The organism is Shewanella halifaxensis HAW-EB4 (assembly GCF_000019185.1).
GTDB classification, from domain to species: Bacteria; Pseudomonadota; Gammaproteobacteria; order Enterobacterales; family Shewanellaceae; genus Shewanella; species Shewanella halifaxensis.
Window position 1 is genome coordinate 1,403,052 of sequence record NC_010334.1, and the last position, 15,159, is coordinate 1,418,210.

Sequence of the window (15,159 nt, forward strand, 5' to 3'; positions counted from 1 at the left end):
TGTCTAACAAGTGATTCGCTAATGCTAAATGACTCATTAAAAAATGTTGGTGCCCGAACCCGGAATCGAACCAGGGACACGAGGATTTTCAATCCTCTGCTCTACCGACTGAGCTATTCGGGCAACTAATCGCTACTAATGTATGCGTTAGATTTGCTACTTCAAACCAAGCCTTTAAAGCCCGTCTCGTTTGGAGTGCGCGTATAGTATAGTGATGTTTTAAAAGGTGCAAGTGCTTTTTTTATTGTGTGCGCGATTAGTAACCTAATTCCTTGTTTATCTTCTGTTGATCGGTTTAAAAAGCGCTAGTAGTAAGCCTGCTAACTTTGGAAGCGGTATTATTTGTAACTATGGTTCGGTTGTTCGGTGCCTGCCGTTGATTTTCTTCAATGACATGATCTAAATACGAGTTATAACATGAAGCACTTAACTTAAAGGGGAAATTTATCTCTGGCGGGATAAGCAAAGGATACAAATAATTACTCGCTTATGGATAAGACTTTCTTTACTTAATTTAACTTCGCTTGGAACAGAGTGAGCTGATTGAACCTGAAGGTTTCATAGATAAGTCTCCAAAGTGTCAACTTATCTCAGGACGGGACAAACTGCAGATACAAAAAAGCCACTCAGTGAGTGGCTTTTTTGTTTTTATGGTGCCGGCACCAAGAGTCGAACTCGGGACCTACTGATTACAAGTCAGTTGCTCTACCAACTGAGCTATGCCGGCTTATTTGTCTAACAAGTAATTCGCTAATGCTAAATGACTCATTAAAAAATGTTGGTGCCCGAACCCGGAATCGAACCAGGGACACGAGGATTTTCAATCCTCTGCTCTACCGACTGAGCTATTCGGGCAACTAAGCGCTACTAATGTATGCGTTAGATTTGCTACTTCAAACTGAGCCTTTAAAGCCTGTCTCGTTTGGAGTGCGCGTATAATATAGCGATGTTTTCGAGGGGGCAAGTGCTTTTAAGTCTGACTGGGTGACAAATAGACGTTATGTGGAATTATCCCTCATTTCAGGCTTTGATTGCGGTATATTTCGGCAGTGCCGTTCAATTATCAAGGCGGGATGAGTGAGGCTGGGCAACTATTCGAATAGCTTTGGAAGGCAATAGCTTATTGAGCTTTGAGGTAACAAGGCTTAAATTCAAACATTTTAGAAACAAAAAAATCACTCGCTCATGGATAGGGCTTTCTTGTTGAACGGCTAGCTTAACTTGGTTTAGTTTGGAGTAGAGTGAATTGCAGATACAAAAAAGCCACTCAGTGAGTGGCTTTTTTGTTTTTATGGTGCCGGCACCAAGAGTCGAACTCGGGACCTACTGATTACAAGTCAGTTGCTCTACCAACTGAGCTATGCCGGCTTATTTTTTTAACCAGTTAACTAATCAAGTTAGGTAACTCATTAATAAATGTTGGTGCCCGAACCCGGAATCGAACCAGGGACACGAGGATTTTCAATCCTCTGCTCTACCGACTGAGCTATTCGGGCAACTAAGCGCTACTAATGTATGCGTTAGATTTGCTACTTCAAACTGGGCCTTTAAAGCCTGTCTCGTTTGGAGTGCGCGTATCTTATAGCGATGAAATATTTCCTGCAAGGGCTTTTTTAATTGCGGGTGACTGTTCGGCTAGTTTGTGTGCAAATTTGCAAATGAGAACAATCATTGTGACATGGGGGGTTAAAAACTAGCTTAACCTCACATGTAATGGCCAGCTTTTAGCTAGCTAGTATTTAGTGAATGGGTGCTAGAAAATTGCTGATAGAGAGTTGGCAAATAAAAAGACGCCGCTTAAATTAACTTTAAGCGACGTCTTATTTGGATTTAAATAGAGTTTGGAGCTTTACTCGTCGTCTTTTTGCGGTACGTAGCCTTCAATTTCAACGTCTTTACCTTCAAACAAAAAGTTTACCATCTGCTCTTCAAGAAACTTACGGTCATCAACATTCATCATGTTCAGTTTCTTTTCGTTGATCAACATGGTCTGCTTTGACTGCCAAAGTGCCCAAGCTTCTTTACTGACATTGTCAAAAATACGCTTGCCTAAGTCACCTGGGTAAAGCTGAAAACCTAGGCCTTCTGCTTCTTTGTTTAAGTACACGCAGTTTACAGTGCGAGCCATGATTACTCCTTAATTAAGACAGAACCTAAGTCGGCCAAAATTCGCTCGGTTGCGGCGGCTAAACCAACTTTAGGTGGATGAGTTAAGTTATACCAGACAGTGGAAGCTTGTTCCATGATCTGGTTATCGCTAATACCACTTACACGTACCAGCATCGGTTGGATATCGAGGTGAAAGTGACTAAAAGTGTGTCTAAAGCCGACTAACTCTTGCTGTGAGTTAACACTTAACTGGTTATCTTTAATATAAGTATCGAGTTCGGCTCGGTCACTAAACTGAGGAAAGCACCAGAGGCCGCCCCAAATGCCGGCAGGAGGACGTTTTTCAAGATGCACTTGATGCTTATCTTCTATGACTAATAGCCAGGCTGATTTTTCTGGAATAACTTTCTTGGGTTTTTTACCCGGATACTCGCTCTGTCGTCCACTTAACTGTGCCTTGCAGTCTATGGCTACAGGGCACTGGGCGCAGTTAGGCTTTGAGCGCGTACATACAGTCGCACCAATATCCATCATGGCCTGATTATACTTTTGAATATCTTTAGCAGGGGTTAACGCTTCAGTTAATAGCCAAAGAGCTTGTTCGACAGTTTTTTTTCCTGGCCAACCTTCGATTGCACCATGGCGAGCCAAAACACGCTTTACGTTACCGTCGAGAATAGCAAAGTTGAGCCCTAAAGAGAGGGAGAGCACGGCACCTGCCGTTGAGCGACCTATACCTGGTAGCGCCAAGACATGGTCGAAGTCTGTTGGAAACGTGCTATTAAACTCAGATTGCATTATCTGCGCGGCTTTATGTAGGTTTCGGGCGCGTGCGTAATAACCAAGTCCAGTCCAGTGATGTAACACTTCGTCTTGCTCGGCACTGGCTAAGCTATCTATATCGGGAAATCGAGCAATAAACTTTTCGAAATAGGGGATAACCGTGGCAACTTGAGTCTGCTGTAGCATGATCTCTGAAATCCATACTTTATATGGGGTTTTATTGAGTTGCCAGGGAAGTTGTTTACGACCGAAGTTGTCGTACCATTGGATAATTCTTGTTGAAAAAAGCGCGGTAGTTTTCATCGGCGCAGTGTAACTTCAGCCTTGGGTTTAAACAAGTAAAGCACAGGCCTTTTTAAGGCAAAATAGTGGGTGGATAGTGAAAAAAACACCTTATTTAAGGGCAAAGCAAAGGCACAGCTCGCACAAACTGAGATTATTGGTATAATTTCGCCACAATAAGGCTTGCACTGAAGGTTGAACTTTGGATAATGCCTTTCTTTTTTAAATAATAGCTGTCTTATGCGAGAGCAGGCTTAAAGCGAGGGCGAAAATGAGCGACGTAACAACCGCTGAATTCAATGAAGAAGGTAAATACCTTCGCAAAGTGAGAAGCTTTGTATTGAGAGAGGGCCGTTTAACTAAAGGCCAAGCTCAAGCAATGGAGCAGCAATGGCCAATTATGGGCCTAGACTACACTCCTGAGTCGATTGATTTAGTTGAGGTATTTGGTCGTGAAGCGGATACCGTTTTAGAAATTGGTTTTGGTATGGGCGCGTCATTAGTTGCAATGGCTAAAGCATCACCAGAGCTTAACTTTATTGGTATTGAAGTACATAAACCTGGTGTTGGCGCATGTTTGGCCGAAGCTGCTGAAGCGGGCGTGACTAACTTACGTGTTTATCACCATGATGCGATTGAAGTGCTTGAGAATAGCATTGCTGAAGGCAGCTTGGCTTGTGTGCAATTATTCTTCCCAGATCCTTGGCATAAAACTCGTCACCATAAGCGTCGCATCGTTCAAGCGCCATTTGCTGAATTGATCCGCAGTAAACTAAAAGTGGGTGGTGTATTCCATCTGGCAACAGATTGGGAAAACTACAGCGAACATATGCTAGAAGTGATGAATGCCGCGCCTGGTTATAAAAACCAATCTGCGACAGGTGATGTTGTTGAACGTCCAGATCATCGTCCATTGACTAAGTTCGAAGCGCGTGGCCACCGTTTAGGTCATGGTGTTTGGGATCTTATGTTTGAGCGCGTTTAAGCGTTAAACCGAATTTATACACTGTAAATAAGCTATCTAGGAGAACAACCATGGCAGCAAACCGTAGCCGTCGCTTACGTAAGAAATTACGCGTTGATGAGTTCCAAGAGTTTGGATTTGACGTTAACTGGACCTTTAATGAGTCAGTAACTGAAGAGCAAATTGATGCAATCGTTGATCAGTTCATCGATGAAGTCATTGAACCAGCAGGTCTTGGTTATCACGGTGGCGGGCACAAAGAGTGGGAAGGCATTATTGCTACTCAAGATATTGGCAAATGTACCGAAGAGAACCGAGCTGCAGTTAAAGCATTCTTCGATGCTCAACCTGTATCTGATCTAGAAATTGGTGAGCTTTTCGATATCTGGTGGGGCTAATGCCTGAATTGGCATTACTTGAAGAGATCGTCGAAAAAGTACGACCTCTTTTAGGACAGGGTAAAGTGGCTGACTATATTCCAGCCCTTGCCCAAGTCGATGCTAATAAGTTAGGTATTGCGGTGACCACCTCTGACGGTGTCACAATAGGGGCTGGAGATTATCTCGAGCCCTTTTCAATTCAGAGTATCTCTAAGGTGTTCAGTCTTACCTTGGCACTAATGCTGTATGAAGAAGATGAGATTTGGTCACGAGTCGGTAAAGAACCCTCTGGCCACTCTTTTAACTCTTTAGTACAGGTTGAATTAGAAAAAGGCTTACCGCGAAATCCTTTTATTAATGCTGGCGCGTTGGTCATTGCCGATCTTCTGCAGAGTCGCCTGGGTGCGCCTAAGCACCGGATGCTTGAAATTGTTCGGGGTTTAAGTGAAAACCATAGAGTGGGTTACGACAAAGTCGTTGCCGCGTCTGAATATCAACACAGTGCGAGAAACGCCGCTATTGCTTACCTGATGAAATCATTTGGTAACTTTAATAACGACGTCAATACTGTGCTACACAGCTACTTTCACTATTGCTCACTTCGTATGAGCTGCGCCGATCTATCCCGTGCTATGTTTTATCTGGCTAACTCTGGTAAAAGCCTCGCAGGTAAGCAACTTATTTCGCCGGTGCAAAATCGGCAGCTAAATGCCTTATTAGCCACATCTGGTCTTTATGACGGTGCGGGTGAGTTCGCTTATCGAGTCGGTATGCCGGGTAAGAGCGGTGTCGGTGGCGGCATTATCGCGGTGATCCCTGGCGATATGTCTGTGTGTGTTTGGTCTCCTGAACTTGATGCCAATGGTAACTCTTTGGCAGGCACTGCAGTGTTAGAGACCTTGAGCCAGACTCTAGGCCGGTCTATTTTTTAGTTTTCCTCGCTCTATTATTTATATCTGCATCGATATCAGTACCTACATCAGCGGTTTGTGATATTTGGCCAATTGTTAGTTTAACTGGCCAAATATATTATTTCACAGTGAGTGTTCTTGCTATGCACATCTAGCAAAATCCTTTAAAAATAAAGATTTATACTATTTGGCACGGTCTGTGCTTTATTCCTGTCAAGATTGAAAAATAAAATCATACAGACAATAGCTATAAAGGATTGATGCGATGAAAAAATTACTGACCTCAGTTGGGATCTCAGCGGTATTACTTTCGGTAACTAGCCTACAGACGGTTGCCGCTCATAGTGACCATGACGTAAATAATGAGTGCGAAGTCTCGCTTAATTATGATGTCACAGTCGAACCTAAGAAGCTTATCGTGAGTGAGGTCGGCGATGAGAAATATCGTATCGAAATGGACAAGTTGTTTGTTAATGGTAAGCAAGTCTCACTTAACAAGCAGCAGCAGGCTTTAGTGAGCCAGTATTCACAAGAAGTCTCTTCGCAGGTGCCTGAAGTTATTGAGCTGGTAAATGATGCCGTCGAGATGGCATCAACGGCAGTGACTCTTGCCCTGACTCCACTATTAGGTGATAGCTCAGGTGCCAAGATAGACGAGATGATGGCCGGTCTTGAGGAGCGTATCGAAAGCGTTGCCTACCAGCATGGTGATAAGTTTTATCTTGGATCAACCGAGTCTTCTCTGGAAGATGCTTTTGGTGAAGAGTTTGAGCAAGAGATGGAAGAGCTAGTGCAGAACTCACTCGGTAGCATGATGATGACCTTAGGCGCACAGATGATGTCGGCTGATGGTGATAGCTTCGAGCAGAAGATGGACTCCTTCTCACAGAAGATGGATTCTATCGGCGAAGAGATTGAGCTGCAGATGGAGCAGCAAGCCGACGACATAGAGGCTCGTGGTGAAAAGTTATGTGAAAGATTCAAAACCTTAGTGGTGCTTGAGCAGCAGCTAAGAGATGAGATCCCTGAGTTAGCTAATTATCCCCTGGTAGAGACTGCAAACGCTAGGTTACTAGAGTAAATGTCGTTTCGCTAGACAGAGCTGTTGCCTTCTACTGATTTGCAACGCCCCCCTGCATCCCAACTTTGTGCAGGGGCTTTTCCGTTTCTAAGCCTCTATAGATTTTTATACTATCTCTCCCTTTAGAGCCCCCTCAAACTACATATTTGATGAGTTATGAGGATTTTTTGGTATACTTCTAAAAATAAAAGCAAAATCCAAATATTGGTAAATAATAGAAACTCTACTCTAGCGTACATATACTCACTTAAGATATTGGTTTTTATATAAAAACAGCATGTCTTAGCGATGGAAGTACTATTACTGTCGTAAACACCTTAAGGCGATTTACATGTTAGAACTTTTAGAACCAATCGCAATTTTTACCCATGTGGCTCGAGCGGGGAGTTTTAGCTCTGCGGCGAGAAAGTTAGGCATATCAAAGTCTAAAGTCAGTACCCAAGTGGCGGATCTGGAGCATAAGCTTGGCGTTCAGTTGATACAACGTACCACAAGAAGCTTGAGTTTAACTGAGGCGGGTCAGTTACTGTATACGCAAGGTGAAGAGCTATTAAGAGATGCCGAACAAGCTGTTGCTAGCGTTCATAATCTTAATGATGCTACCAGAGGCGTATTGAAAGTCGGGATCTCTCAGTCGTTCGGTACCATGCATATCATTCCAGCTTTGCCAGAGTTTATGGCTAAACATCCAGAACTCGAACTTCAAGTTAGTCTGCTTGACCATAAAGTTGATGTTGTCAACGAAGGGTTAGATCTATTGCTGACCATGTCAGAGCAATTACCGTTAGGTATGGTTGCTAGACCACTGATGAAGTGCCAATTTTTGTTAGCAGCTTCACCATCATATGTTGAGAAACACGGTGAACCTAGCCGTCCTGAGCAGCTAGTTGATCATAATTGCTTGGTATATCAAGGTGAATGGCATGAGCACAGTATTTGGCAGTTTAAGCAAGGTGATGATTTCTGTGAAATAGGCGTATCAGGTAATTTTAGAGTCGATAATGCCCCTGCGCTTAAATCTGCAGCAGTGAGTGGGCTAGGTGTGGTTTACCTTGCCAGTTACCTGCTTGAAGATGAGCTTGAGAAGGGCACTCTAGTCCCAATTATGCAGGACTGGCAATTGACTCATCATTTGCCACTACAGGCTGTTTATCCAAGACGTAAACACTTGGCTCCAAAGGTTAGTGCCTTTATCGATTTTATAAAAGATCATATCGGTACCCCACCATATTGGGATGCACCTTTAAAAGAATTGTATGCAAAACGTAAGTGAAATGGGGAAACATTGTTTTCTATTTTAAACAATGTGAAACTGATCTAATGTGGTGAAGGATTATTTGGTTTTTATTCAATCACTTAATCCTTGTTACTCGTTATTTAGTTAAGCTAAATTTAGCCTTAACTAAATAACTTTAAATCATTTCGGTTGAAGTTTGTTCTCATTTTAATACAATTGCAGCCAGTTGATTCAAAAGTTCTGAGTCCTATAGTGCAATCGAGAATGACCCCTCTCTATTGTGCGATACAGAGCAGCTAAAAAGCATTTTGTATCAATGCTGGCAGACGGTTTAAGAACTAAAATAATGTCAGCCTTAAAACCATCACCTAGTTTGGTTTACCCCGATTACTTATAATCGGGGTATTTTCTTTTTGGGGGTGACAAAGTTAAAATTCCAACCCTTGTTCTGCATTTAAAACAGTTTCCTGTTTGTCCTATACCCATCACTTTAGTTGTTGAATCACTTCAGTCTTGCAGATGAGGAAAGTCGTGGTGCTTACTGTTCACATTCGCCCAAAAGCGCAATGCTGCAGCTTATCTGTCTCAGTAATACCTTCCTATATTGACCGCAGGTAATAACAAGCATTGTTGTTCGAGTTAGTAAAGAGTCTTAATTACAACTGCTGTTACAGCTTAGTTTTAGAATAAAGCGCTTGAAACTTGATGGTGAACCATCTTAAGCTGCAGATTATATTGAATAATATTCAGCTTTCTCTGCTTTGTAGAGTCATTTATTTCATGAGACATGTATTACATTGAATAAATTAATTAAGTCACTTTTTTCTCGTTCTGCTGACTCTGAAACAGCACCAGAAGTTACCTCAAAGCAAGCTCCTCAACATGAATACTCTTTTCAGCATCATCGTTTGTATTACCATGGACTTATTCAGCTGCAAGTCGTTAAACGTAGTGGCTTTAATATTGAGTTACTGAGTCAGTTTGAATTACTTGGTAGTTGTAATTGCGATCTCTTGTTAGCTGAGTGGCTTGATGACGAGCGCTTTATTGCTGTTGACTCAACAGGTCGGATTTTTAGCGCTGAATTTAATGCAGTCAATTCAAGCAAGATTAGCCTGTCAGCTATAGCAACGCTGCAACTGTACCCGACAGAGGATGCTTGCTTCAGCAATGGTAAACTTTGGATAGTTGGCGCTAAGCAAGGCGGGCGACGCGGCGTGAAGTCATTATTCTGTGTCGATATTGCGTTAGCGCAAGAGCGAGCCTTAAAGAGTCTGGCAATTGTTAGCGATTTTGAGTTCAATGCGGCGGAGATCACTCGATACGAAATGCCGTTTAAGTTTGTTAATGCCAGCATGGTTCGTGTCGCAGATAATGAGTTCGTGTTCTATCAGCGTGAAAAGCGTCGAATGCATCAACTTGTGAGTTTTAACCCACTCACTTCTGAAACTAAAGTTCATCCGCTTGAGGGCAAGCCTGCACCTACAGAGATCTCGTTTCGTAACACCTTTTTCATGGATAATAAGCGCGGTATTGCGCTGCTTGCTAATGCCGAGACGGTTACTTTGGTAGAGAGAGAGGCTTCTGAACACACCGAAGCGCCAAACTTTGATTTTATATTGCAGCTTATCGATTTTAAACAGAAAAAGGCACTGTGGAGCCGCAGTGTTAGGGGGCTTAGTCCATCACAAATTTGTGCCAGTTATCAGACTGAAGAGCTGGTGGAGTCATTAACTGCGATAGCGGCAGGCGATACCAGTTCAAGGTGCCATGATGAGCTGCAAACCTTTGTTGAGTGTTTAACCTCTGCAAGGGTTGCTGCTGATGGCAACAGTATTTGGCTTGGGTGGCAAGATGGTGTGGTGCAACAACTGTCATTCACCGGTGAGCTTATATCCCCTATTCTGCAACTGATGCAGCCTAGCAATGGAGATAACTCACGTTCAGTGCAGGTATTTTCCCATGAGCCTATCATTATCCAAGGTGAAATAGACAAGCAATTGATAGTGGCGGTTGGTGAAGAAGAGGATGCGCGTATTTGGCAGATGGAGCGAGTAGAACCCGCCACATTACTGGCAAATAGCAATCTTATCAGATGTAGTGGAAGTCAGAGCCTTACCAATAGCATCGTCCAAGTTGCTTGCCAGCAGGCTGAATTCGATTTAGCCGTGCCTAAAGGGCTGACAGAGCTGCCGACATCGAGTGGGCAAGTTGATATTAGTGCACAAGAAACTGCGGCCTCAGTTAAGTTGGCACAGCTTGAAACGCTCAATAGCTTAATGCCTAAACTACAGGTGCATTACCCGCAGGGTAAGCAGGCATCACTATTTTTTGGCTTTGTTAATCAGCAAATCAATGGATGTATTGTTCAAAGCGAATATGATCTGTTTGCTTCAGCAGCTTTTGATGAAAAGGGGGCTGCGCTATTAGCGAGCATTATCAAGCAGTTTGCTAGCTGGAATAGTGCCGCTGAACTGTCGGGTCTTAAAGGTGCACCGGTTATGGCCGATGCAGTGTTAGCTTTGGCCGATAAGAGTGAATATTTAGATATTCTTGCCGAATACTTTATTGCCATTGACGGCCAAGAGCCGATTCATCCATTTCATGTGCACAGGACGATGGTGGTGCTCCGTGAGCAACATGCTGATACCGCAGAGCTTGCAGACTTTATGGCTAAAGTGCCTTGGCCTTGGAATGATAAAAGTTTTACCGTTCCCAATGTCGGTGATTACGACTAAATGCTAGAACCTAGAACCTAGAACCTAGAACCTAGAACCGAGGTTCTTGTGGACATATAGCGTTTCAATAGAGGTGTTAGAGCTGGCCTTTTTTAGAAACGACATGGGACGATGTGGTTGGGTTCTTCATGATTTTGCCACCTTTCAAGCCCTTTATAGTGCCAATCGCTGCGATAATCCAAGCGAAAATTAAGCCGGTAAATAACAGAACTGCCGCCCACTCAAACGCGGGCAGGCCAGTATGTAACGCCAGTTGCGTCGTTCCGGTTACGCAAGTACCCACCGGGAAGGTAAACGCCCACCAAGTGAGAGCGAAGGGCATTTTTCTTCTCAGAGCCCGCAATGTCAGTAAGCTTGCGAGTATCGACCAGAAAAAAGCAAAGCCCCAGGCTGGAACACCGTAAAGAATCGCCATGGTATTCATTCCCGTCGATATAGGTTCGTCGACAACGAGTAGCGCCACGCTACCTAGGGCGCCTGCTGCGGTAATTGATTGGCCTAGTGGCCCCAACACAATCCAAAGAGTCGGGACACGTGCGCCGCCAGATGTGCCGGAGTGGGCTAAGCGACTCCAGATCATTGTGATAATAATCAAGGCACTAAACAAGCTAATGCCAAACATGGCATAGCAGGCATAAAGCAGCGTCTGTTGTAGGGTGATACTTTCTACATGGGGGATTAACATGGCGCCAATAGCGGCTGAGACCATAGGCGGAACGACGGGCATAAGCCAGCCACCAAAGGCGGCATCGTCGCGGACTTGATGATGAGTAAAAAGACGAAACGGAATAATAACGGCGGTAACGAGCCCAAGCAGAGTCCCCACTATCCACAGACCCCAAGCGATTGTAATGGCGGTATCAATGGCCATCACTTGCTGGCCGTACAATAGGGTTCCTCCTGCTATGGTAAGCATCGCCATTGGAGGCGCACCAAAAAATTGCGACATAACAGGATCGTTAAATTGCCGCTTTATAATGTGGGGCTTGATAATGGTCTGAATCGTTTTTAGCAATATCATAGTGATTAACATCAAGGATGCGAGTAACCAGATAATCAGCCCTATGCCACTTAAATGGCCACCGAACATCGGCAGTCCAATAGCGGCATTAGCGATGATGCCAGTGCCCATAACCGAGGCAAACCAGTTTGGACCTATCTCTGTACTTAGCTCAATTGGTGTATTTTCAGACATATATTTCCTTACCGCTAAATGTTTAACGTTATCTTATTAAAGCTAATTCGTTTGAGGTAATAAGTACAATGTTGAATCGACTTTAGTATGCATTAAGCCCTATTGAAGGGCTGAAAAAGTAGGGCTAACAGAGAAAAGGCTAATCGTTTGCTAGTGGTAATTGAACAGATCGCTTTTTGTTACAAATGTCGTCAATATTAAGTGCAATAAAACCCATCCTCTCGCTTTCTACTTAGTGGTAACTAGATGCCTTGACTGTTGTGTCGGTTAACTAACGGTTATGCGAATAGTTATCCTCGGGTGTGCTTTCATTTGCTCAACGTTGAGCCTAGAAAGGTTGCATAATTTCAACTTTCTAAGAGTAATCACCTGCTAATAAGATCTAGAAATCTTAAGATATAGAAGGATGCAGCAATGAACATTATCAATAGAAAACACTATTTACTACTTGCCGTGTTAATCGCATTAACCAGTGGCAATCTTTACGCTAGAGGAGGGGGGCAGGGTTTTGGTGGTTACAATTCCATTAGTAAGGCCGAGCTTGAGGCAAGTTGGAATGGTCAGGCTGGCCCACAGCATACTGCCGTACGGGGCGTTAAGGTCCAATGGTATGCCGATGCGTGTGGTACCGCCAATGGGCATGTTACCGACGCTAAAGAGTGTATAAATGATAAACAAAAGAGCCTAACGACCAAGGCTGATAATTCGTAATCAAATTAGCCGTTTCACTATCCTGCTATTAAGTGGGATAAATGTACAAGAGGTAGCGCGCTGGTATTAAAGGGCGCGCTGTTAAGAACTGTTGTAATTGATGCTAACGATATTGAACTAAGGAGGGTCGCTAAGAGTCTATTTATTCTTTTTGACTCGTTTAAAAAGTGGGTGGCCATTGAAAAGAAATATCTCAGATCTTAATCAAATCGGACTGTTATTAGATTTAGTTCATACTAAAAACATGAGCCGTACCGCGCAGCGCTTAGGTAAAACGACTAGTGCCATATCGAAAAACCTGCAGAGATTGCGTGAGGAGCTCTGCGATCCACTTTTTATCAGGCAGTTGTCGGGGCTAGAGCCGACAACCTATACATTAACGCTCGCAGCAAAGCTGAGTAAAATTCAAAAAGATATCGATGCTGCATTTGACTCTGAACTATTTGCTCCTAAGTTATATCGAGGCAAAATCACTCTGGCTGCGAACGTTGCATTGCTGCATTATTATCAGCCCAAGCTATTGATAACCTTGTTAGAACAAGCTCCACTCGCCAATTTTGAGATCGTGCAATGGCAAGAAGATAGTTACCAGAAAATACTCGATGGCAGTATTAATGCGGGCTTGCATTTTCTTAATGAAAATTGCACACAATCGATTACGCAGTATGTAGTCCAACGACATGAGATAATGTTGATGACTGGTGCCAAACACAGTGCGATAACCGCGAGTGAGGCTTTGCTATCTCCATTAGCAATTCTTAAGATCCATGGCTGGAATACTGACGCCGTGCGTTTTTCTCGATATCTATATCAAAGAGAGGTTGAACATAGTGTTCGCTTGCAGTGTGAAGACCTAGGCAGTTTATTCGCTTGCCTAGAATATAGTGACAGTGTCTCTCCTTTACCGAGTTTTCTCAGCTATAAAAACTTAAAAGCGCTTCCCTTAGACGAGCGAGGCAATGAGATAAGCTCTGTAGTATGTATTCCTTCTACACATAGAAACGAGCCATTGTACCAATGGCTCGTTGCACTCATAAAGTCACTAAAAGTAGCTAGTGCTTAATGAGTCTGTTAGCTAGGATAGCCGCTGCTATCGCGACAAAAATCACTGAGAAATAGATCATAACCCCTCCGAAGGTTTGGCACTTGTAGATGTAGATGCTGTAACTGGATTAGGGCCTTTTTTGATCCAGCGAGTTAGTAACCAACCAAAGATAACAGCCAATACGCCATAGCTCATCAATAGGGTCGGGACATGGAAACCATGGGTTTCGCCAGCAGAAAACGTTCCCGCTCCTTGTAGTGTTGGCATGACGCCATAAACTACCCAAGGTTGGCGGCCATACTCAGAGAGTAACCAGCCAGAGAGGTACGCGATAAAGGGTATGGGCAGGGCGTAGGTACTGAGTTTAAGCAACCTATCACTTGCACTTTGTAGTTTGCCTTTGGCTGCGAGGTAAACCCAGTAACTGCTCAGCAGTAAGATAAACAGCCCTGCCCCCACCATCACTCGGAAGCTAAAAAATAACACGCTCACATTGTTAACCGTATCATTGGCTGCGCTGCGGATCTGCTCTTCGGTGACATCAATTAGCTGCGGATTATATTTGCGCACTAGCTCTGCGTAGCCAAGATTGTGCTGATAGGCTTGGATTAGATCTCTATCGGCTTGTTTGTCTGTACTTGAGTCGTCTGAGTAACGAGTGATTGCTTGACGGGCTAATAGTCCATTGCGAATACGCTGCATATTTTCGGCTCTTAACTGCTTGATCCCTTTCACTTGCTCACTGCTATCAGTTCCCGATAGCATCCAGCCTAAGAGTTGAGGAATTTTAATTTCGAAGTGATTCTTTTCTGCTTGCTGATCCGGTAGTGCTAATAACACCAGATCTGCGCCATCTTGCTCTGTCTCCCATAGCGCTTCAAGCTGCGCGAGTTTCATCGGTTGTGCCTGATGAACGTCACGGCCGTGAATGTCTCCGCTAAATAGGGCAAATAGTGAGAAACATAAGCCGATACTGGCGCCAATCACAACCCCAGCTTGGCCAAAAGCTTGCTGGCTATTTTTCTGTAGGTAGTAGCAAGATAGCGAGATCAGTGTCACGCCGCCGATTAAGAATGCCCCGGTAAACATATGTGCAAAACGCGTACTTGCCATCGGTGTAGTAACAATCTCATACAGCGATGCAGCTTGATATGTCATGGTGTTGATATCAAATTGCATCGCAGAGCTTGGGTCATGCATCCAGCCATTGAGTACGATGACAGGCAGCTCGGTATAGGCACAGATAAAGGGTAATAACCAAGTGATGAAAAGGTGGAGCTTAGCGGGCAGGTGTCGCCAACCGATATAGAACAGGACCACAGCCGTGAGCCAAATCAGCATGCCAGTGGACACTATGGTGCCAAGTAGTCCAACATATTCACTAAATACGCTGTTGATAAAGAGATCGAGTTGTTGCCAGTCCTCCGGCATCGGCGGTGTGAGTATGCCTGTGATAATTAATACAAAGACAATTGGCAAACACAGTTTGCCAATAAATTGGGCTGCCGACTTATATTCAGCATTTGATTTAGTGACGTATAAGGTTTCAAAAATCGCAGTGACTAGCATCAGGCCTATAAACAATGGCACAAAAATCTGGTGCACCATCATACTGAGGCCAAACTCGAGTCTAGCGGTATCGGTTAACGCGTGTTCAATCATGATTACATACCTATCCATATAGTTGGCCGGAGCATATCAGGATTGGTTTTCCTACAAGTTG

Annotated in this window: 12 protein-coding genes and 5 tRNA genes; 8 read left to right on the plus strand and 9 right to left on the minus strand. The window is 43.8% G+C overall.

The window, feature by feature from the left end:
- Positions 1-47 precede the first annotated feature (47 nt).
- The 7 genes from SHAL_RS05855 to mutY form a co-directional block, all read right to left on the minus strand.
- Positions 48-123: transfer RNA gene (locus SHAL_RS05855), tRNA-Phe, on the minus strand.
- A 528-nt stretch (positions 124-651) separates the two neighbouring features.
- Positions 652-727, minus strand: a tRNA-Thr gene (locus SHAL_RS05860).
- A gap of 52 nt (positions 728-779) precedes the next feature.
- A tRNA-Phe gene (locus SHAL_RS05865) sits at positions 780-855 on the minus strand.
- A 437-nt stretch (positions 856-1,292) separates the two neighbouring features.
- A tRNA-Thr gene (locus tag SHAL_RS05870) sits at positions 1,293-1,368 on the minus strand.
- 52 nt (positions 1,369-1,420) lie between these two features.
- Positions 1,421-1,496: transfer RNA gene (locus SHAL_RS05875), tRNA-Phe, on the minus strand.
- A 353-nt stretch (positions 1,497-1,849) separates the two neighbouring features.
- The gene (locus SHAL_RS05880) at positions 1,850-2,128 is read right to left on the minus strand and encodes an oxidative damage protection protein (protein WP_012276265.1); all 279 of its coding nucleotides are present in this window, start codon (positions 2,126-2,128) and stop codon (positions 1,850-1,852) included.
- A gap of 2 nt (positions 2,129-2,130) precedes the next feature.
- Positions 2,131-3,195 (minus strand): A/G-specific adenine glycosylase, encoded by a 1,065-nt coding sequence (mutY, locus tag SHAL_RS05885; protein ID WP_012276266.1) that lies wholly within the window; start codon positions 3,193-3,195, stop codon positions 2,131-2,133.
- Positions 3,196-3,445: 250 nt separating this feature from the next.
- Between mutY and trmB the strand changes: the two genes are divergently transcribed.
- The 6 genes from trmB (at position 3,446) to SHAL_RS05915 (ending at position 10,485) form a co-directional block, all read left to right on the plus strand.
- Entirely contained in the window at positions 3,446-4,159 is a 714-nt protein-coding gene (gene trmB / locus SHAL_RS05890) for a tRNA (guanosine(46)-N7)-methyltransferase TrmB (protein ID WP_012276267.1), read from the plus strand.
- Positions 4,160-4,209: 50 nt separating this feature from the next.
- The gene (locus tag SHAL_RS05895; protein ID WP_012154366.1) at positions 4,210-4,536 is read left to right on the plus strand and encodes a YggL family protein; all 327 of its coding nucleotides are present in this window, start codon (positions 4,210-4,212) and stop codon (positions 4,534-4,536) included.
- A complete protein-coding gene (gene glsB, locus SHAL_RS05900; protein WP_012276268.1) occupies positions 4,536-5,450 on the plus strand; it encodes a glutaminase B in 915 nt (304 codons plus the stop codon). Before SHAL_RS05895 ends, glsB begins: the two co-directional genes overlap by 1 nt.
- Before the next feature lie 244 nt (positions 5,451-5,694).
- Positions 5,695-6,510, plus strand: a complete 816-nt coding sequence (locus SHAL_RS05905; RefSeq protein ID WP_012276269.1) for a YggN family protein — start codon at positions 5,695-5,697, stop codon at positions 6,508-6,510.
- 331 nt (positions 6,511-6,841) lie between these two features.
- The gene (locus SHAL_RS05910) at positions 6,842-7,783 is read left to right on the plus strand and encodes a LysR family transcriptional regulator (protein WP_012276270.1); all 942 of its coding nucleotides are present in this window, start codon (positions 6,842-6,844) and stop codon (positions 7,781-7,783) included.
- Positions 7,784-8,544: 761 nt separating this feature from the next.
- Positions 8,545-10,485 carry a hypothetical protein gene (locus SHAL_RS05915; protein ID WP_012276271.1) on the plus strand — a complete coding sequence of 647 codons (1,941 nt, stop codon included), beginning with the start codon at positions 8,545-8,547 and terminating at the stop codon, positions 10,483-10,485.
- A 76-nt stretch (positions 10,486-10,561) separates the two neighbouring features.
- Here the strand turns inward: SHAL_RS05915 and SHAL_RS05920 are convergent, their stop codons facing one another.
- Positions 10,562-11,680 (minus strand): TDT family transporter, encoded by a 1,119-nt coding sequence (locus SHAL_RS05920; protein WP_012276272.1) that lies wholly within the window; start codon positions 11,678-11,680, stop codon positions 10,562-10,564.
- 414 nt (positions 11,681-12,094) lie between these two features.
- On the opposite strand from SHAL_RS05920, the gene SHAL_RS05925 reads away from it, so the two are divergent.
- The gene (locus SHAL_RS05925; RefSeq protein WP_041415864.1) at positions 12,095-12,391 is read left to right on the plus strand and encodes a hypothetical protein; all 297 of its coding nucleotides are present in this window, start codon (positions 12,095-12,097) and stop codon (positions 12,389-12,391) included.
- Positions 12,392-12,569: 178 nt separating this feature from the next.
- Positions 12,570-13,454: a LysR family transcriptional regulator gene (locus tag SHAL_RS05930; RefSeq protein ID WP_012276274.1), complete on the plus strand. Its 885-nt coding sequence runs from the start codon at positions 12,570-12,572 to the stop codon at positions 13,452-13,454.
- A gap of 57 nt (positions 13,455-13,511) precedes the next feature.
- On the opposite strand, the gene SHAL_RS05935 is transcribed toward SHAL_RS05930, so the two are convergent.
- The gene (locus SHAL_RS05935; protein WP_012276275.1) at positions 13,512-15,098 is read right to left on the minus strand and encodes a cytochrome ubiquinol oxidase subunit I; all 1,587 of its coding nucleotides are present in this window, start codon (positions 15,096-15,098) and stop codon (positions 13,512-13,514) included.
- Positions 15,099-15,159 lie beyond the last annotated feature (61 nt).

Bases quoted from the DNA above. Each gene is read 5' to 3' on its own strand.
- SHAL_RS05880 (WP_012276265.1), bottom strand. From the start codon at position 2,128: ATGGCTCGCACTGTAAACTGCGTGTACTTAAACAAAGAAGCAGAAGGC.
- SHAL_RS05920 (WP_012276272.1), bottom strand. From the start codon at position 11,680: ATGTCTGAAAATACACCAATTGAGCTAAGTACAGAGATAGGTCCAAAC.
- SHAL_RS05935 (WP_012276275.1), bottom strand. From the start codon at position 15,098: ATGATTGAACACGCGTTAACCGATACCGCTAGACTCGAGTTTGGCCTC.
- glsB (WP_012276268.1), top strand. From the start codon at position 4,536: ATGCCTGAATTGGCATTACTTGAAGAGATCGTCGAAAAAGTACGACCT.
- trmB (WP_012276267.1), top strand. From the start codon at position 3,446: ATGAGCGACGTAACAACCGCTGAATTCAATGAAGAAGGTAAATACCTT.
- SHAL_RS05895 (WP_012154366.1), top strand. From the start codon at position 4,210: ATGGCAGCAAACCGTAGCCGTCGCTTACGTAAGAAATTACGCGTTGAT.
- SHAL_RS05905 (WP_012276269.1), top strand. From the start codon at position 5,695: ATGAAAAAATTACTGACCTCAGTTGGGATCTCAGCGGTATTACTTTCG.
- SHAL_RS05910 (WP_012276270.1), top strand. From the start codon at position 6,842: ATGTTAGAACTTTTAGAACCAATCGCAATTTTTACCCATGTGGCTCGA.
- mutY (WP_012276266.1), bottom strand. From the start codon at position 3,195: ATGAAAACTACCGCGCTTTTTTCAACAAGAATTATCCAATGGTACGAC.
- SHAL_RS05925 (WP_041415864.1), top strand. From the start codon at position 12,095: ATGAACATTATCAATAGAAAACACTATTTACTACTTGCCGTGTTAATC.